General features: G+C 55.2%; 19 protein-coding genes. 13 read left to right on the top strand and 6 right to left on the bottom strand.

Features of this window, described 5'->3' with window-relative positions; genetic code table 11:
• The first annotated feature begins 240 nt into the window (after positions 1–240).
• Entirely contained in the window at positions 241–459 is a 219-nt protein-coding gene (locus JL719_RS17790) for a bacteriocin (protein ID WP_033155598.1), read from the top strand.
• 150 nt (positions 460–609) lie between these two features.
• On the opposite strand, the gene JL719_RS17785 is transcribed toward JL719_RS17790, so the two are convergent.
• Entirely contained in the window at positions 610–1,452 is an 843-nt protein-coding gene (locus JL719_RS17785) for a hypothetical protein (protein ID WP_033155597.1), read from the bottom strand.
• 433 nt (positions 1,453–1,885) lie between these two features.
• Here JL719_RS17785 and JL719_RS17780 point away from each other — a divergent pair, with 433 nt between their 5' ends.
• The 10 genes from JL719_RS17780 (at position 1,886) to JL719_RS17735 (ending at position 13,726) form a co-directional block, all read left to right on the top strand.
• Positions 1,886–2,851 (top strand): cytochrome-c peroxidase, encoded by a 966-nt coding sequence (locus JL719_RS17780; RefSeq protein WP_225892886.1) that lies wholly within the window; start codon positions 1,886–1,888, stop codon positions 2,849–2,851.
• Entirely contained in the window at positions 2,848–4,917 is a 2,070-nt protein-coding gene (locus JL719_RS17775) for a DAHL domain-containing protein (RefSeq protein WP_051669677.1), read from the top strand. Before JL719_RS17780 ends, JL719_RS17775 begins: the two co-directional genes overlap by 4 nt.
• Entirely contained in the window at positions 4,907–6,331 is a 1,425-nt protein-coding gene (locus JL719_RS17770; protein ID WP_033155596.1) for a sigma-54-dependent transcriptional regulator, read from the top strand. The genes JL719_RS17775 and JL719_RS17770 overlap by 11 nt, the downstream gene beginning before the upstream one ends.
• An 82-nt stretch (positions 6,332–6,413) precedes the next feature.
• The gene (gene fba / locus JL719_RS17765) at positions 6,414–7,424 is read left to right on the top strand and encodes a class II fructose-bisphosphate aldolase (protein WP_033155595.1); all 1,011 of its coding nucleotides are present in this window, start codon (positions 6,414–6,416) and stop codon (positions 7,422–7,424) included.
• 295 nt (positions 7,425–7,719) lie between these two features.
• On the top strand, positions 7,720–8,154 hold the full coding sequence (locus tag JL719_RS17760; RefSeq protein ID WP_033155594.1) for a hypothetical protein: 435 nt from the start codon (positions 7,720–7,722) through the stop codon (positions 8,152–8,154).
• 11 nt (positions 8,155–8,165) lie between these two features.
• Positions 8,166–8,831, top strand: a complete 666-nt coding sequence (locus tag JL719_RS17755; RefSeq protein WP_033155593.1) for a response regulator transcription factor — start codon at positions 8,166–8,168, stop codon at positions 8,829–8,831.
• On the top strand, positions 8,831–10,153 hold the full coding sequence (locus JL719_RS17750; protein WP_225892885.1) for a sensor histidine kinase: 1,323 nt from the start codon (positions 8,831–8,833) through the stop codon (positions 10,151–10,153). Before JL719_RS17755 ends, JL719_RS17750 begins: the two co-directional genes overlap by 1 nt.
• 131 nt (positions 10,154–10,284) lie before the next feature.
• Positions 10,285–12,564, top strand: a complete 2,280-nt coding sequence (locus JL719_RS17745) for a TonB-dependent receptor family protein (RefSeq protein ID WP_033155798.1) — start codon at positions 10,285–10,287, stop codon at positions 12,562–12,564.
• A gap of 118 nt (positions 12,565–12,682) precedes the next feature.
• Positions 12,683–13,234 (top strand): HupE/UreJ family protein, encoded by a 552-nt coding sequence (locus JL719_RS17740; protein ID WP_051669675.1) that lies wholly within the window; start codon positions 12,683–12,685, stop codon positions 13,232–13,234.
• Between the two features lie 123 nt (positions 13,235–13,357).
• Positions 13,358–13,726, top strand: a complete 369-nt coding sequence (locus tag JL719_RS17735; RefSeq protein WP_033155591.1) for a hypothetical protein — start codon at positions 13,358–13,360, stop codon at positions 13,724–13,726.
• Positions 13,727–13,996: 270 nt separating this feature from the next.
• Here JL719_RS17735 and JL719_RS17730 read toward each other — a convergent pair whose 3' ends face one another.
• The 5 genes from JL719_RS17730 to JL719_RS17710 all read right to left on the bottom strand — a co-directional run bounded on the left by JL719_RS17730 (position 13,997) and on the right by JL719_RS17710 (position 16,655).
• On the bottom strand, positions 13,997–14,476 hold the full coding sequence (locus tag JL719_RS17730) for a hypothetical protein (protein ID WP_033155590.1): 480 nt from the start codon (positions 14,474–14,476) through the stop codon (positions 13,997–13,999).
• Between the two features lie 147 nt (positions 14,477–14,623).
• Positions 14,624–15,250, bottom strand: coding sequence for a hypothetical protein (locus JL719_RS17725; protein ID WP_033155589.1), 627 nt, complete (start codon positions 15,248–15,250; stop codon positions 14,624–14,626).
• Positions 15,247–15,636: a copper resistance CopC family protein gene (locus JL719_RS17720; RefSeq protein WP_033155588.1), complete on the bottom strand. Its 390-nt coding sequence runs from the start codon at positions 15,634–15,636 to the stop codon at positions 15,247–15,249. The genes JL719_RS17725 and JL719_RS17720 overlap by 4 nt, the downstream gene beginning before the upstream one ends.
• 9 nt (positions 15,637–15,645) lie before the next feature.
• Positions 15,646–16,065, bottom strand: a complete 420-nt coding sequence (locus tag JL719_RS17715) for a hypothetical protein (protein ID WP_033155796.1) — start codon at positions 16,063–16,065, stop codon at positions 15,646–15,648.
• A gap of 11 nt (positions 16,066–16,076) precedes the next feature.
• Positions 16,077–16,655, bottom strand: coding sequence for a hypothetical protein (locus JL719_RS17710; RefSeq protein WP_033155587.1), 579 nt, complete (start codon positions 16,653–16,655; stop codon positions 16,077–16,079).
• Between the two features lie 128 nt (positions 16,656–16,783).
• On the opposite strand from JL719_RS17710, the gene nikR reads away from it, so the two are divergent.
• Positions 16,784–17,251 carry a nickel-responsive transcriptional regulator NikR gene (gene nikR, locus JL719_RS17705; RefSeq protein WP_033155586.1) on the top strand — a complete coding sequence of 156 codons (468 nt, stop codon included), beginning with the start codon at positions 16,784–16,786 and terminating at the stop codon, positions 17,249–17,251.
• A gap of 165 nt (positions 17,252–17,416) precedes the next feature.
• Entirely contained in the window at positions 17,417–18,853 is a 1,437-nt protein-coding gene (locus JL719_RS17700) for a HupE/UreJ family protein (protein WP_051669673.1), read from the top strand.

The following is an 18,853-nucleotide window of genomic DNA, read 5'->3' as shown; positions in this document are numbered from 1 at the left end:
ACAGCAAGGGTTTGCGACCCGACCGATCAGTGGTCGTCGCCGGTCAGATAGCAATAGGCATTGCTTTTTGGCTCCGGCCGGCAAACGGAGGCGCTGGCCAAGAGCATCTGCGATTTGAATGGGTGTGCCCAAAACGGCATGCGGATGAACGCTTGGTTTAGACACGGATCGGTTCAAGTCGCGGTTTGGAACCACCTTTTAGCGGTGGTAATTTATTGATATTTCAAAGGAGCCAGTCAAATGAACACGCAAGTAACGCAAAATTTTAGGGTTCTGAATACAGAAGAACTGCAACAGGTAGCTGGCGGTTGGTGCGGTACGACTTACCCCGGTTTCTGGAAAGGGCCAAAACCCGGTCCGCTGCCCGACTTGTTTAGTGGCGCGGTCAGCAAGCTATCCACGGTCAGTTTGAATCCGCAACCGTTGCCACCCGCTGAAATCGGCTTTTTCGCGCAGTAAGCGCTTAAGCTTAGAAGAGCCGGCCCCGTGCCGGCTTTTTTACGTGGTGGCAAGTAAATAAAGGCTGAGTTAGTGTCCTAGAAAAAATCCATGCCGCCAACAAATTGCTTGCTAACGGCATGGCAGGTAGGAGGGGGAGTGCTGGAACAGTTACACGCCGGCCTTTTTGCGTTTACCCAAGCCCATAACGCCCAGGATGCCGCTTAGAAACAGCCAGGTGGCAGCGGGCAGCGGTACCGCGGCAACGCCGGATACCGAGAAGGCTTGGTTAAACGTGGTGCCGCCGACGATGTCGGTGCCGATTCTCAGCCAGTCCGGGTCCAGGTTGCCGTCGCGTATCCAGGATTGCAAATCCGGCGTGAACGGGCCGCTGCCGCCGACTATCGGTTTAGCGGCCGACAACCAGAGGAAATTCCCGTTTTTCAATTCCACCTGCGGCACGAAAAAGTAATGGTCGGCCGCCAAGGAGATGGCGTCGTTAAAATTAATGTCAAATCTGACTTCCTGCCCGGAAACAGCGCCTTCGCCGCCGGTGGTTTGGTTGGGCAGCGGATGAATGCCGTTGATTACCGAGTTGCCGGCCAAGGCGTTGCTGTTTACTAATGTGACGCTGTAGCTCAAGGAGTTGTCAGCCGATTCGCGGCCCAAAAACGCTACATCCGAAGGCGAGTTGACGCGGGTAGGCACCCGGCCGGAAGGCGGGTTCACGGAGTCCTTACCGAATACCCGGTAGATTTCCACATTCACATTGGCGATGTCACTCAGGGTGGCGCCGTTGGCGAGCAAACCAGTGAACGTGGCCTGGTTTAATTGGGTGTGTTGCGTTAATACAAAGTCGTCCGCTGATTCTATTTCCCGGCTGGTGCCACCGGCTTGCGCGCCGGTGGCGATTCGGTAATCCGGGCCGCCGGTGCTGAACGAGAAGGCTGCGGCGTCGGCGTTGGCGGCGAACAAGGTGGAAATAGCCAAAAGGGGAATTAATTTGCTTTGCATGTCGGTACTCCTAAAAGGGTTAAAGTGCTGAGAATTGGTCTCGGATAAAGAAACTGCTGGGAGCTTCTGTCTCTAACAATGCGAGTAGCGTGCCAAGAAAGTTTTTTTATAAATAGGTGTTTAAAATCATTTATTTAGGATTTGGTTTTTCCGTGTTTGTGCCGGCGAGTGGGTGCGACGAAAGTTGCAGCAAAGGTGCTGGAAAGGGCGGCGATGCCGGTCATTAAGCAGTGGAGGGCGGTTGACAGAGTGGCTTATTCAGCAACTTTTGTCTCAGGGGGAGTAACGGAAAGCTTACATGTAGCGTGATAACCAAAGAAAAGGCCGTTGATCCAGTGCGAAATTTAGGCTTACCGCGATTTCAATCGAGGATAGAATGAAGACCGGATTCGTAAACCACGCTTTGACACACGTAAACATGACGCAGAAAAGTATGTTTGGGCTTTTTTTAGCGGTTGGCATGGGGATGGCCTTAACGATGGCCGCGCGGGCGCAAACCCCGGAACCGCTGGCGCCCTTGCCGCTCACGGTGGCTTTAGATGCCCCGCGCGTGGTGTTGGGCCAACGCTTATTTCACGATCCCAAACTCTCCGACCAAGGCCTGCGCTCTTGCGCAAGTTGTCATCCGCTAGACAGCGGCGGCATGGACGGCAAAGTCCGCGCCGCAGCGGCGGACGGGGGGTCGCGGCTGCGCAATACCCCCAGTTTGTTCAATGTCTCGTTTAACTACTTTTTTAATTGGGATGGGGTAGTCACCACGCTGGAAGCCCACACCGAAAAAGTCATGCTTAATCCGAAAATCATGAACGCCAAATGGCCGGAGTTGATCGAGCGTTTGCGCGCGGTGCCGGATTATGTCGATGCGTTTAGCCGAATCTACCCCGACGGATTGACGAAAGCCAACGTTGTCGACGCCTTGAGCCATTTTGAGCGCAGTTTAGTCACTCCCAATGCCCGCTTCGACCGCTTTCTACGCGGTGAAACCAACGTACTCGATAGCGACGAGCAAGAAGGTTATCGATTATTCAATGCCCTGGGTTGCGTGGCCTGCCATCAGGGCGTCAATATCGGCGGCAATCTATTTCAGAAGTTCGGCGTATTCGGCGCACCTCAAGGCCAGCAAGAGCCGGTGGACGAGGGCCGTTACAGCGTGACCGGCAACGACAGAGACCGCGGCGTGTTTCGCGTGCCAAGCTTGCGTAATGTCGCTGTCACCGCGCCCTATTTTCACGACGGCCGCGCCGCTACCCTGGAAGCGGCGGTGGATACGATGGCCGAGCATCAATTGGGTAAGCGGCTGGCGGCGAAGCAGCGCGATGCTATCGTTAAATTTCTAAAGACATTGACCGGGGAATACGCCGGCAAGGCTTTGGTCGCCAGCCAAGCAGCCAAGCCATGACCGCGATTTCCTGGCGGCCCAGGCTGATCGTCGCCGGTCTGTTGCTGGCCTTGACCTATCTCTGGCTACAAAGCGCCAGCCCGGAACTGGAGCGGCGTAACCGCCTGCAAAGCACGCTGCGCATCATCGAATTGCGCGATGCGGAATTGATGCGCGATATTTTGCTGGCCCGCGCCGGTTTGCTGGCTAATTACGACGCGCTAACCAAAGCCGGCCAGGAGTTGCTGCGCTTGTCGCAGAGTTTGCAAACCGAATTGCAAGCGGTGGAGGCGGCGGAGCAATTGCTTGGCAATTTAGCGGACCAGCTAACCGCAACGGTGCAGGAACGCTTGGGGCAGATCGAATACTTAAAATCCGATAACGCCTTGCTGCGCAATTCGGTGATGTCCTTCGACGAAATCGGTAAAACCTTGCGCGCTAATGCGAAGCCCGGTGATGCCGCCAAGCTGGGCAATTTATGGCGCTTGATGTTCAGCTTCAAGGACAGTCCGCAGCCGGAATTGGCCGTGGAAATTCAACAAGAGCTTGATCGGCTGGCCGCAGTGGCCGCGCAGTCGGATGACTATCGGGTGCTGATCGCCCATGGCCGGCTGATCATAGACGTCTCGCCCAAAGTGGATGCACTATTGCGGCAGATCATCGCTCAGCCTATCGTCAGCCGAGTCGATGATTTGCAACAAGCCCTGCGCCAGTACAGCGGCAGCGTGGAGCAACAAGCCGAAGCCTATCGATTGGCGTTGTATTTAGTCGCCGTCGTCCTGCTGGCGTATTTGCTGTATCAATTTGTCCTGCTCAGGGCGAACACGCTGGCGTTACGAAAGGCCCACGCCAATTTGCAACAAGAAACCAACGAGCGCTTGCAAGCCGAATCCTGGTTGCGGGAAAGCGAAGCCCGGCTGCGCGCCATCACCGACTCGGCGCATGAAGCGATTGTCTCCGTGGACATGCAAGGCAATATCGTGTCCTGGAATCAGGGCGCACAGCTGATGTTTGGCTTTCCGGCAAAGCAGATGCTAGGCCAGCCGTTTCAGCAGTTGCTGGCAAACCCGGCGGCGGACTTTTTCGCAAAAATCGAGGAAGCAGAAGTCGCAAATCGACTTAATAGCCCGATGCGGGAATTGAAAGCTTTAAGGCAGAACAACAGTGCGTTTCCGGTCGAATTGTCGCTATCTAGTTGGACGCGCGGGACCGAGCGCTATTTGACCGCGATCATTCGCGACATTAGTGTCCGCAAGCAACTGGAACAGGTCGCCCGCCAGCAAGAGCTGCAACTGATTCAGGCCAACAAGATGACGGCTTTGGGTACTTTGGTATCCGGCGTCGCGCATGAAATCAATAACCCCAATCAACTGATTCTGTTTAATTCAGGCTTACTTGCCAATATTTGGTGCGATGCGCTGGAGGTGTTGGAAGAGCATTATCAAGCGGCCGGCGAATTTTCCTTGGGCGGCTTGCCTTACAGCGAAATGCGCAATAGCGCGGCGGTGTTGATCCGCGATGTCAGGGATGGCGCCAAACGCATCGAACGCATTGTCGCGGAACTGAAAAATTACGCCCGCCCGCCCAGCAGCGAGGCTCCGGTATCTTTTGCAATTAACGACGTTGTGGAGCGGGCGCTGGCTTTACTGAAGCATTTGATCGAACAAAAAACCCGGCATTTCAAAACCGATTTGGCCGAGGGCTTGCCGGAGCTGCGCGGCAATCCGCAGCAAGTGGAACAGGTGCTGGTCAATCTGTTGATCAATGCCTTGGAAGCACTTCCGGACCAGGAGAAATCGGTCAGCGTTACCACCAAGCTACTGAATGACGGCCGGCAGTTGAGTGTGGAAGTTCGAGACGAAGGCGTAGGCATAGCCGCCGAGAATATCCAACAACTCTGCGACCCCTTCTTTACCACGAAACAAGCCAATGGCGGCACCGGCTTGGGTTTGGCGATCAGCGCTTCATTACTGCGCGCCCAAGGTGGTAGTTTAAGTTTTTCATCCGCGCCGGGGCAAGGCACCTGTGCTCGGGTTATTTTTCCGGTCAATCGGGGGCCGGCGACGGAAGTTAATCATGCAATGTAAAGACTTGGGCAATCTGCCTATTTTGTTGGTGGACGACGAAGCGCAATTGCTGCACAGCGCCAGTTTGGTGTTGCGTAGCGCCGGTTTTACCGAGGTGCTGACGCTCGACGACAGCAGTACGGTATTGCCGTTGCTGGCGAGCCGGCCCATCGGCGTAATCGTGCTGGATTTGACCATGCCGCATCTGTCCGGCAAAGCCTTATTGGAGCAGATCGCCGCGGAGTATCCGGAAATCCCGGTGATCATGATGACCGCCACTAACGATTTGCAGATTGCGGTGGAGTGCATGCGCAGCGGCGCCAGCGATTATTTACTCAAGCCGGTGGAGCATAGCTGTCTGGTGGCCGCTGTGCGGCGGGCGGTGCAAAGCCGGGTGCTGCGCGCGGAATTTTTGTCGCTGAAAGAGCGGATGCTAACCAACAGCCCGCATGAACCCAGCGCATTTGCCGACATCGTCACGCAAAGCCCGGCCATGTTTGCCATCTTCCGCTACATCGAAGCCATTGCCGCCTCGCCGCAACCGGTGTTGATTACCGGCGAAACCGGGGCGGGCAAGGAGCTGATTGCCCGCGCCTTGCATCGGCTGTCCGGGCGCGCGGGTGATTTGGTGGCAGTCAACGTCGCCGGCCTGGACGACACGCTGTTTTCCGATACGCTGTTCGGCCACGCCAAGGGCTCGTTCACCGGTGCCGAACGGGCGCGCGACGGATTGCTGGCCAGCACCGGCGAGGGCACGCTGTTTCTGGATGAAATCGGCGACCTGAGTATCGCTTCGCAGGTCAAGCTGTTGCGTTTATTGCAGGATGGTTCGTTTTATCCGATAGGTGCGGATCGGCCCCGGCAGAGCAGGGCGCGCATCATTGTGGCGACCCATTGCGATGTCAGACGGCAAGTCGAACTCGGCAGTTTTCGCAAGGATTTATATTTTCGCTTGCGGACCCATCATATCCAGCTGCCGCCGCTGCGTGAACGCCGGGAAGACTTGCCGCAACTGACGCTGCATTTTGTGGAGAAGGCCGCCGACAGCCTGGGCAAGCCCGCGCCCAGCGTGCCGCCGGCGTTGTTTCAGTGGTTGCATAATTACCCGTTCCCCGGCAATATCCGCGAGCTGGAAGGCATGGCCTTCGATGCGGTCGCCCGTAGCCAGGGTGGGGTACTGTCCTTGCAGAGTTTCAAGGAGGCCATTGCCGAGCAAATGCCGATGCCCGGCGATGCTAGTGTCATGGACGGGATGTCTGCCTCGTCCGGCAGTTTTCCGGAGCGCTTGCCGACGCTGAAAGAAGCCGAAGAGTCACTGATTGCCGAAGCTTTACAACGCGCCCAAGGCAATCAAGGGGTCGCCGCCGGTTTGCTGGGCATCAGCCGGCAGGCTTTAAACAAGCGCCTTATTCGCCGCGACGCGGAGAGCTTCTGAGCCGATAAGCTTTTTGTTCGGGCGGTGTAGATACCGTCAGATGTCATCGAATTTAATAAAACAACGCCAAGGAGAGCCAAGCGTGGCTTTAATATCATTACGACAACTTTTGGATTACGCGGCCGAACACAGCTTTGCCGTGCCGGCTTTCAACATCAGCAACATGGAGCAAGTGCAGGCCATCATGCAGGCGGCCGATGCCTGCGATAGTCCGGTGATTATGCAGGGCTCGGCCGGCGCGAATCGCTATGCCGGCGAGGTGTTTCTGCGGCATTTGATACAGGCTGCCGTCGAGCAATATCCGCATATTCCGGTGGTGATGCACCGCGATCACGCGCCGTCGCCGGACATTTGCGCCCAGGCTATTCAATCAGGATTTAGCTCGGTGATGATGGATGGCTCTTTACTGGAGGACATGAAAACCCCGGCGTCTTTTGCCTATAACGTCGAGGTGACCCGCCGCGTAGTGAACATGGCGCATGCCTGCGGCGTGTCGGTGGAAGGCGAAATCGGTTGCCTGGGTTCGCTGGAAAATCAGCAGGATGCAGATCACAGCCGTTTGCTGACCGATCCCGACGAGGCGGTGGAATTTGTCAAACACACCCAAATCGATGCCTTGGCGGTGGCCATCGGCACCAGTCATGGCGCGTATAAATTTAGCAAGCCGCCGACAGGTGAAGTTTTGGTGATCAGCCGTTTAAAAACCTTGCAACAACGTCTGCCGAATATGCATTTTGTCATGCACGGCTCCAGTTCGGTGCCGCAAGACTGGCTGCAAGTCATCAACGAATACGGCGGCGATATTCCGGAAACCTATGGTGTGCCGGTGGCGGAAATTGTGGAAGGCATTAAATACGGGGTGCGCAAGGTCAATATCGATACCGACTTGCGCATGGCGTCCACCGGCGCGATTCGCCGCTTTGTCGCCCAACCGGAACATGCTGCGGAATTGGATGCCCGAAAGATTTACCAAGCCGCCAGAGACGCCATGCAGACGCTTTGCCAGGCGCGTTACGAAGCATTTGGTTCGGCTGGACATGCCGGCAAGATTAAAGTGGTGCCATTAAGCCGGATGGCGAAAAGCTATTGTTGAGATAGGCAAACGCCGAGCGGATTTTTTGCAAAGTTGCCTATGATGTTCTGAGTATCGAATATCCTGCTCACCTATCCTGCGGGCTTGTCGTTGGCAATCCCGTAAAGCCCGACTGGGCAGTTCCGACAGAAACACCGCCTTAACCCCCCGCTATTCTCACTCGATGTAAGACTAAAAAAATAATTATCTTAATAATGCTACAATTCGCGGCCGATTAGGTTTGTCCGAAAGTGAGTCCTTTATTTTTTATCCGTGATAACGGGAACGGGCTACAGCGTAGTCATTAGGAGGAAATGTGAGAGTTTTGGCTATTGTGTTAATTGCATCGCTGGTATGCGTGATGGGTGCTTGCAGCAAGGCGAATCAGATCAATGCCCGGAGTTTACAGACTGCGCAGAAGTCGGTTTTTTACATCAAAGAACATTTACCGGAAGCCGAACGTATGCCGTTTGAGGTTTCCTATTGGTTATTGCGCGAGCAAATCAAGAATAACGATGAGTTCTTGCAACTCATCGACGGTAAGACTTCAAAAGAGTTGATCGATCTGGGCAAGGAAAATTTTACGAAGCGTAAAGCGGCCGGCGACAAGGAATATGCTCGTTACGAGAATTGGGAGCAGATGATTGCTAAGTCTGCGCAACAACGCAACGCTCAAGAAACCGCCGACAGCGCCGATCCGCGCGACAAAAAGGATTACCCCCGCGTCGACTACAAAATGCACGCGATGTAACTCGCGCATTTATGCGTCTGCTACTGGTCGAGGACGATCCGGCCTTTGCTTTGCCGCTGGCGGCTGATTTGCGCGGCGCCGGCTACGTCGTCGATACCGCAACCGACGGTGCGCAGGGCGAGTTCCTGGGGGCGACTGAGCCCTACGATGCCGCGATTCTCGACTTGGGCCTGCCCAAGCTGGCCGGACTGGAAGTACTGAAATGCTGGCGCGCCGCCGGCAACCACATGCCGGTGATTGTCTTGACCGCCCGCGACGCCTGGTACGAAAAAGTCGACGGCTTCAAGGCCGGCGCCGACGACTATGTCTGCAAGCCCTTCCACCCTCAAGAATTGCTAGCCCGCTTGCAGGCGGTGTTGAAGCGAGTGCACCATTTCAACCAAGCCAAACTAAGACTGTTCGGCGTCGAACTGGACGAAGACGAACAAACCGCCCTGATTGACGGCGGCGAAGCTCAACCACTAACCGCCATCGAATTCAGGCTATTGCGCTACTTCATGTTGAATGCCGGCAAGGTGTTGAGTAAGGCGCAACTGGGCGAACATGTTTACAGCGAATCGGCCGAACCCGACAGCAACGTGCTGGAAGTCTACGTCAAACGTCTGCGCAAGATCGTCGGCACCGATTTGATTCATACTCGGCGGGGCCAGGGCTATCTGTTCGGTCTCAAGCCGTGATGTCCTTACGCAAGCGCCTGGGCCGCGGCCTGATCGCGGTGCTGGGGGCGATATTCATTCTGCACTGGATCGCTGCCGACTGGATCATCCGCAGCGCCGCCGAAAAGCAAATGGCCAACCGCCTGGCCGATGACGGCTACTCGTTGCTGGACTCCCTGGCCTACAGCGACGCCGAGCAAGTCACTTTCAATAGCTTCCATATCAGTTCGGTCTACAACCGCCGGCTGTCCGGGCATTATTATCTGGTCAAAGTCGATGCCCAGGCTTACCCGTCGCCTTCCTTGCTGGATTTTCCGTTGGCGGTCGAGGCCGTCGGGCCGGAGCAATCGATGCTGTACCATGCGGCCGGGCCCGAGCAAACGCCGCTGTTGGTCTTGACCTTGGGCGCGGTCCGTTTCGGGCATCGCATCAACATCAGCGTGGCCGAAGACCTGTCGGCGGTCGACCACGACATTACCGCCATTCGCGTTGCCTATTTGAGTTTGACCTTGCTGATATTGTTCAGCGCCATCGGCTTGCTGCGCTGGGACATCCAGCGCGCGCTACGTCCGCTGGCCATGGTACGCGCCGAACTGGAGCAGGTGGCCGGCGGCGGCAGGCAACATATCGGCAGCGAGGTGCCGGCCGAAGTCCAGCCGCTGGTCGAGGAAATCAACCATTTGCTGGAATTGGTGGTGCGCCGCTTGCAACAGTCGCGCACCGCGATGGGTAATTTGGCGCACGCGCTGAAATCGCCGATGGCGCTATTGTTAAGAACCGGCGAAGACCCGCATTTCGATAGCCGGCCTGACTTGCGGTCGCGCTTGGATGAGCAAAGCCAAGCCATCCGCCATTGCATCGAACGCGAGTTAAAACGGGCGCGGATCGCCGGCGACCAGCAGGCGGCGCCGGGCTTCAACCCGCATGGCGAAATCATCGCCTTGAAAAAGACCCTGCGCGCCATTTACGCCGACAAGCCGCTGGACATTCAAGTCACCGCACCCAAACAACTGCTGCATTTCGACCGGGAAGACTTGATGGAAGTCCTCGGCAATCTGCTGGATAACGCCTGCAAATGGGCGAAGCAGCGGATTGATGTCGAATTGGCGCTGGAAGGCGGGGTGGTGATTCGGGTCGCCGACGACGGCCCCGGTTGTCAAAGCGAAGATCTGGCCTACCTGACTCAACGCGGCCGGCGCCTGGATGAGTCGGTGCAGGGCCATGGCCTGGGTCTTGGTATCGTGTCGGACATCGTCAACACCTACCATGGCGCAATATATTTTGGCCGCAGTAAGGTTCTGGGCGGCTTTTTGGTAACGGTGAGTTTGCCGTTGCATCGCTAAAACCGGATTTAAAGCGCCGGGATTTTCAGTTTCGATTCAGCAGGCTTGGTTACATTGCGCCCCGGCATTCAGTTTCGGCCTGCCGGGGTTTGGATGCGCAATTAATCAATATTCAATCCGAAGTGAATCATATGCCCAAACAACATGGATTATTGCCGGCTTTGCTAGCGGGTCTGATGGCCGGGAGCGTGGCGGCGGTCGAACCCGAAGCCCATTCGCCTTCAGCCGAGAATGCCGTCGACACGCTGACTAGCGTCGAAGTCGAAGAAAGCGTCGAGAAAGCCGCGACCTTTTCCGGTTCGACCTCGGTGATCGACAAGCAAACCTTGGAGCGCGACCAAGTCTTTACCGTCAATGAAGCCTTGCGCAAGGCGCCCGGGGTGTATGTGCGCGACGAGGAAGGCTTTGGCCTGCGGCCGAATATCGCCTTTCGCGGCCAAAACCCGTTCCGTTCCACCAAGGTGTTGTTCCTGGAAGATGGTATCCCGTTCAACTTCGCGCCCTACGGCGACAACGACATCTACTACCATCCGCCGATTGAGCGCTACGACGGCATCGAGATTTACAAGGGTGCCGATTTGACTCAATTCGGCCCGCAAACCATCAACGGTGCGGTCAATTATCTGACCCCCAAAGTGCCGACCACTCCCGGCGGTTTCGTCAGCTTTACCGGTGGCAACCGCGATTACCTGAACGGTCACGCCCGTTACGGTGGCATGGCCAAGAACGTCCAGGGCCTGGATGCCATCGGCGGTGTAGTCGATTACATCCACAAGGAAGGCATGGAAAACCGCGACAATACCTTTGCCGTGGTGGACGACGCCAACTTAAAAAGCATCATCGACTTCGACGCCCGTAATCGCTTGACGCTGCGCGGCGATTTCTACCACCAGGACGAACAAGGTGCGGCCTTCGGTTTGACCGATGCCGAATACCGCAATCTCGGCGCGCGTTACAATCCGGACAAAAACGCCAATTTTACCAACGACCGCTGGTCAACCTCGGCCACCTACGAGCACAGTTTTAATAACGACGTGACGTTGGAAACCAGTTTTTACTGGTCGGCGTACGAGCGCAACTGGTGGCGACAGCAGAATGAATTTCCGACCGAGAACCAGTGCGTTGGGCGAGGCATCCCCACTTATGTGCAAGACCGGGAGAACGGTTTTCCGGTCGATATGGATTTGTGTAATTACAACTCCGGCCGGTTGCGTAACTACGAAACCTGGGGCGTGGCGCCGACCTTGCATGCCAAACACGATTTGTTCGGCATCGAAAGCCAATTGGACGCCGGTTTTCGAGCGCATTTCGAGAATCAATATCGGCGCATGATTCGCGGCAGTACCGCGGATGCACGCGACGCCAGCAATCCCAACGGCGGCAATTACGGTCAACTGACCGAGAATAACGAACGCTTTGTCGACGCCTATTCCGGCTTTGTGCAGAACAAATTCATCTGGAACGATTGGACCTTCACGCCGGGCGTGCGCGTCGAATCGGTCAGCTATGAGCGCAAGAATTTGCTGAACGGCACGCAAGGCCAAAGCAGCCTGACCGAAATCCTGCCGTCGTTCGCGATGACGTATGCGCCCATCGATAGCGCCGAGCTGTTTTTCGGCATTCACCGCGGTTTCGCGCCGCCCCGAGTGGAGGACGCGGTTTACAACGATACCGGCGGTTCGGCCGAAGTCGGCGCCGAGATCAGTTGGAACACCGAGTTCGGCGTCCGGGCCAGACCGGTGCGCGGCGTCAAAACCGAGCTGACCTATTTCCACAACGACTTCGATTCCTTAACTGTACTGGGCACGGTCGGCGGCGGCACCGTACCGGTCGCGCAAGGCAAGGCCTTGTATGAAGGCATTGAACTTATGGCGCGGGCCGACTTCGGCGATGTGTTCGACTGGACCCATAATCCTTATGCGCAGATTGCCTACATGTGGCTGCCGACCGCCGAGACCACTGCGGCCTTCCGCTGCGTGCCGTTGTCCAGCGGCGCCTATCCGGCGAGTTGCCCCGGCGGCCATGTGTTCGGTTCCGCGCCCGGCAAGCGCGCGCCGTATGCGCCGGAAAGCCTGTTGACCGCGACCTTGGGCTATTCGCATCCGACCGGTTTCGATGCCCACTTGGAAGCAGCCTTCGTCAGCGAGCAATACGCCGATTTTCTGAATCTGGACAGCGGCGTCGACCATCCCAACGGCCCGACCAGCAGCGCGGCTTTGGGTGGCAGCTACGGCAAGATCAACGACTATGTGGTGGTCAACTTCGCCAGCTCCTACAAGGTGCGCAAGGACTTGACCCTGTTCGTGTCGCTGAAAAACATGCTGGACAACACCTACATCACCGACCGGGTGCGCGGTATTCAGTCGGGCATGTCGCGTCTGGTGCAGGCAGGGTTTAAGTACGAGTTTTGAGAGGCAGGGTTTTTTATTTTAATTTGGTTATGAAATATTTTTAATTCGTCTTATTTCTGCTACGATGGCGGCGTTTCTATAAAAATTCCTCAACCTTGCCGCTATCGGAGACAGAAGCATGACGCAACAATTATTACGACGGTTTTTAGTTGTAATGCTGGCGTCTGTGTCAGCTGTGCAGGCGCACCCGTTGCATTGGGCCGAAGAATCGGTCGGTTTTGGCAGCGGTTTGCTCCATCCTTTTTCCAGTTCCGATCACATCTTGACGATGCTCGCGGTAGGCATGTGGATTTGCCGGACAGGTAGCGGCAAATCGTTTGTTTGGCAGGTGTTATTGTTCTTGTGCATGTTGTTGCTGGGCGGCGGTTTGACCCTGATCCCGTTGGAGATTGCCCACGCTGAAACGCTGATGTATGCGAGCGTGCTGGTTTTGGGTTTGCTGTTGGCGTCGGGACGCAAATTGCACTGGGTTTTTTCGTTGCTGCTGATTGCTGCCGTCGCGGTGTTTCACGGTTATGTGCACGCTTTGGCTATTTGGCTGGATGTTGAAGCGCTGGGCTATACGGCCGGCTTCGCTTTGGCGACTTCAAGTCTATTGGCAATCGGCGTTGCCGTAAACCTGGGTATCTTGATGTCACTGGCTAAGCTGGCCGGCCGGATGCCCCAATAAATAGCCACGCCAAGCACTCGAAAATAATTTCAACCACAGGAGTCGCCCGCTCAGTAGCGTTTAATCTCAGATCAGGACAATTTGCTTTACCCGTTACATTTCATTTTAACTAAGAGGAAACACATGACATTAAAGAAAATTTTTATCGCATCAACTCTGCTGGTTTCGATTCTGGGCTTTTCCAGCGTGACATACGCAAAAGAAGTCCACAAAACCGTGCCAGAGGTGTTGAAAGAAGTGGATGCGCATATGCAAGCCGCTTTGGATGCGATTCCGTCCGCTGATTCGACAAAAATAGCCACGTTGATCAAGGAAGCGTCACAAAGCGCCAGCGAACTTAGCGCCAACTATAAATTCGAATTCGAACGCGACAAAGTAGTTTTGAAATTGAAAAAAGCCAGAGAATTGGCTAAAAAGTCGGATTTTGCTGCGGCAGAACAAGAACTTAAAGAAGCCAGAGAAGGCTTTGCCGGTCTGACAAAATTCCAGTAATGGCATTTTGACAACACAAATACTTCATGTATGCAGTTTGGGCAGCTTAGGCTGCCCTTTTTTTTTGCGCGGAAGAAAATACCGGAAGTCGCCGCCGACTGGGTCGGCGTGGACAATTTAAGAGGCCGGAAAAAATAGCGCGATGAAGAAATAACGGGTCGTTTTACACAGGGATAGGCAAGAAAATGAACGTCAAAAAACGCCGATACCTCCCACTGTTATTCGAGTGTGCCAACTTCGATGACGGCAGAAGTTGGCTTTTACCGTTGGTTAGAAAGCCTGGTTGGCAAAGGGGTTGAGACTGGGGCGTTGAACCACGTTAAAGCCAAATTCGGTGGCTTGGTGGCAGGCGTTGCAACCAGCGGTGAGCTTATCGTAATTGGCAATAAACTCAGCTTTGTTTTTGGCGTTTATCGCTTGTTCCAGCGCTGTGAGTGGCTGGTCGACATATTGGGCGATCAATTCCGGAATCGCTTGTTTGATCTGCTTATGCGTGGGGTGGTACTTACCGGCATCTTCCATCCCTTCGTGCAGTTCGTCGATTTCATAGGCCGCCAGTGCCCAGTTTTCGGCCTGACCGGCAAACCATAATTTGGCGTGGCGAGTGGCGGTTTGCGCCATGATTTCACCCAGGCCTGGTACGAAACCGGCGTCGGCGTGCTGTTCATCGTGGTGGTGATGGGAGGCACAGGCGGTTAGCGATAACACGCAAGCGGCCAGTATGGTCGATTTAAATCGGATTGGTGTCATAGGGGGTTCCTTTGCAAGACAGAGTGAAAGCAGGGTATTGACTACCGACGGTCGCGACATACGCGGCGCGCCGGCATCTTTTCGTTCGGCCCCTAGCATGTGGTTACGGCAGGCAGGCCCGTTGTGGTCGGAGCGACGAAATCGGGGTTAACGCGGTGTATGAGCTGGATTGGGCTTTAGCCAGCGCGGCACTAAGTAGGCCGCCAGTGCTATCAATCCGCCCAGCAACCCCACCAAAATCCATAGGCTATTGCCGCTAGTGGCCGTTGGTTCCACAAGCAAGCCAACGGTCAGCGGCATGTGAAGCGCGCTGATCTCCGGTGGCGTATGCAAGTCGTCGTCCTTGACGAACAGCACGGCTTGGTATTTACCCGGCGTTTTAAAATCCACTGTCGTCGTCAATACGCCTTGCTTAACCACGGCCATCGGTAATTCGGCTATGGATTGGCCGTCTTCGCGTAGTATTTTCAATGCCACCGGCTTCTTGCGTACATCCAGATCCAGCAAATCGATCGCAATCTGAGTTTTGCCGACGTGCGGCAGATCGACGCATTCGGCCTGAGGTACGGATTTGTCGTCCTTGGCACGATTAGGATCGATCTGGTAGGCGGCAAAATTGACCACGTAATAGTCATTGGTCAGCATGCAACCGTAAAGATCGTAGCTGCCGTTGGCGCCTTTGCGGTTACCGCCCAGCGGCACCGATGCCATAGCCAGTTGCAAGCCGGTCGTGAACAACAATAAAGCAGCGGAAAGTCGGCTGATACGAATCATGGTTTGGCCTCCCCGGGCGCCGATTCGGCGACGATGGAAAATTTGGAAACCCCGCTGACGATTAGCCCGTCTTCGGTAATCACCCGGTAGCGGGTGGCGTAATCGCCGGGCGGCAATGTTTGGGTGGTGGCGGTTAGCCGATGGCGTTCGCCGAGGACTAGGCGGGCATCGCCGTTGTCCACCCGCTTGCCTTGGGCATCGACGACGACGACCGAAGGTGAACGCTCGCCGACGTTACCACTGAACCAGAATTTCACCGTGCCGTCGAAACCGGTCACTTCGGCGTTATTTTTGGGGTCGGACTTTAACAGCACGCCTTCGGCAAGGCTAATTGGGCTGGCCAATGCCAGCAACACCGGGATGAATGGATTTAAAAGCTTACGCATGGAGTTTCCTTAGGGCAGGCCGAAGAAACCGGCGATGAACAGTACCAGCGGATCGGATAAGGGGTGAAAGAAGCCCAAGGTTATCGCCGCCAGACTAATGACGAAAACCCGGGTCCAGGTCGTCAGATCCAAATCCTGTTTGCGCCAGAGCAAATGAAATGCCAGCCAACTTAATAACCAGACGCCGATAGCCAGGGTTTCCTTGCCCGTATACGAGCCTATGCTGCCGTCCGGACCCTTGCCTTGCGAACCCGGAATCCAATAGCCGAAGCTATGCACTAACTTGTCCAGGCCGGGCGACAATCGCGAAATATGGTGGCTGACCATCAAGGTCAAAAATGCCAATAATAGGGCTAGGCTGGCCGCTACCACCGGCCCGGAATAGAGGGGCTCGTTATTGGAATCGGTTTGGTTTTGATTATGTATCACGCGGGTCACCGTCAAACAAAGCGCAGTTTGGCCAGTACCAAGCCAACCACGAAGCCGATCATCAGAAAACTCCATGACACCAGGATTGTGATGCCGACGAAGCGGGTCAGGTCGCGGCGCATTTGGATCGATAGGCCGTAGTAGTACAGTGTCGCGGTTGCCAATAGCATCAGCGGAAACGGGAATAGCGAGACGAATTCCTTGAATTCCATCAGCACGTTATGAATTGCCGGCACATGAGCCAATATCCAGTCGCGCGGACCGTCCTGTCCGCGGTAGCGCATATAGATCCAGTTGCCGCTAATCGCGCCGGCCAGATTTAGCAGGGTGGCGGCCAGCAGCCAGTGGCGCAACGATTCAAGTCTGACGTGCATGCCTTTTATCAACGGAATGGCACGATGGGTAAGATAGGTGCCGACCACGACAGCGAGGATAGCGCTCACGCCATGCACGCCGGCCTTCAGGCTATAGTCGCTCGGATACCAAAAGTCGGAAGCTGTTAATATCAACAGCAGTGTTAAGGCAATACCGACTTGGCTGCGAATGACGAGTTTGCTGAAGTTGTCGTGTATGTAATGTCCGGCGGACATGAAAAATGCCTCTTGTTGTTTTAATCGCGCCGGCAGTGCGGCGGGTATCTATATCGGCGTAAACGCCAGCGAATCAGGGCTTTGCGTTATAATCGGCGATCCAATAACAATAACGACAGGAGCCGACTTTGGAACGTTTTACCATCTCTCTCAACGACGATTTGGCCGCCGAATTCGATCAATGGATTGCAGCGCGCGGCTACTCCAACCGTTCCGAAGCCGTACGCGATTTATTGCGCAAGGAAATCGAAACCAAGCGTCTCAGCAAGGATGAGGCCATCTACAGCATCGCCACGCTGTCCTATGTCTACAATCATCACGAACGCAATTTGGCCGAACGCCTAACCAGCCTGCAACACGACGCCCACGACCTAGTCGTGTCGTCCATGCATGTGCATCTCGATCACGACGACTGCATGGAAACCTTGTTTCTGCGCGGCATGACTCAACGAATTCGGTCGCTGGCAGACAAAATGTCCGCCGAAACCGGTGTGCGCCACGCATCGCTAAACTTGGTGCCGGTGAAAATGGCAATGTCGCATCACCAGCATGGTCACCACGATCATACTCACAGCCACTTTCATCCGCGTACTTGAAGGCCCGAGTTGGCGGCACGAGCAGTTTGCTGGTGAAGATAATAAGATATTTTATTAAATCTTCATAATTTTAAAAAATGTGACTTCTATCGTATGATGGTTTTCCGTTTTGTCCTACGTGGCGCATAGATCGAGCTTTAAGACCGATAAACCCAGATAAATCTCATGCAATTTCAGTTTCAAACCAAGCTAACAAAGTCAGCCCGCAGCCGTTTATGGCTCGCGTCGTGCCTGGCTTTGGCGTTTGGGTTGTTATTTCCGTTGCTCAATATTTTTGGCGGTTTGGACAATATCGGTTGGAACAATGGCTTCAGTCATCCCTTGGGGGGCTGGGATCACCTGCTGACCATGTTGGCGGTGGGGATCTGGGCTGCGCAATTACGCGGTCAAGCGATCTGGATGTTGCCGTTGGCCTTTGTCGGCGTGATGAGCTTGGGCGGATTGGCCGGCGCCGCAGGACTGACGATTCCCAGCGTCGAAGGCATCATCCTATTGTCCTGCGCGGTGTTTGCCGTGCTGATTACCCGCAAGATTCGTTTCAGCGCTAAGGTCAACGTCTTTATCGTCGCCTTTTTCGCGTTTTTCCACGGCTTTGCCCATGGCCAGGAAATATCCACGTCGGCTAGTTTGTTGTCTTACACGCTGGGCTTTATGCTGGCGACGCTGTTGCTGCACGGCGCCGGGATACTGGTGGCTAAATTGGTGGTGTTGACCGTTACCTGCTTGCTGACTTTGTTATTCTCGCAAGCCGCGATGGCCAGAGCCGCTGACGCCATGGTCAGCGACACCGGCAACATTACAACGCTAAATCAGAATACCAGTTCAACAGCGTTGAGCAACTGGACGGACTTATTCAATACCGGAGCGTTGGCCGAGCGGCCTGATTTTGAGCGGCAAGTAGCTGCGATGGGGCTGGATGATGCGGTTTCGGGCGGTCAAGCATTGGGTAGTCCGGCCGGATATTCGGCGACAAAGGCTTGCGCTACGGACGGTCAAACCCTTGGGCTCAGTGCTTCATTGAGCGCTTATTTGCAGAATCTGTCGGTGCTGTTCAAGGCTATCGTCGATTTCGATGGTCTGGCAGCACTGGGCAACTTACACTTCAGGCAGCTGTTTCCGGACATCAATCATACGCCGGGTACGCATTTGTCCAGCAGTGGCGTCGGTCGCACATCGCCGCCTGCCTATTCGAATTTCTTTGTTGTAAGCACCTCTTTTACTCTTCGCAAGTCCCCGGTTTCCACTGTTGAAGCGCCCCGTCTTCAACCGATTTTCGCCAGCACTCTCCTCGGCGATTTTAATACCCAATCATTTAACGAGTTACAGCCGGACGCTTTAGCGGCTGTGGTTTCCAGCAAGCAGTTTTCGCTCCCCGAGCCAGCGCTTTGCTCGGCACGTTTATTCCTCCCGGTTCATTCTCGCGCTGTCGGCGTTCAACGGCTCATAGCGCGCGGTTTAGAAAATTCGACCGATTTCGGTCCAGGCAATACCCCCAAAACAATAACAACTAAAACAATAACGCACATCGAGGAAGACCTTATGCGACACCCTGCCGGCGCTTCGCGTCACCCATCGCCTTTACTAAATACCTCCCGGAGCTGA

This window comes from Methylomonas sp. LW13 (genome assembly GCF_016865255.1).
In the GTDB taxonomy this organism is placed as follows: Bacteria; Pseudomonadota; Gammaproteobacteria; order Methylococcales; family Methylomonadaceae; genus Methylomonas.
This window is presented reverse-complemented; position numbering and strand designations above follow the sequence as displayed.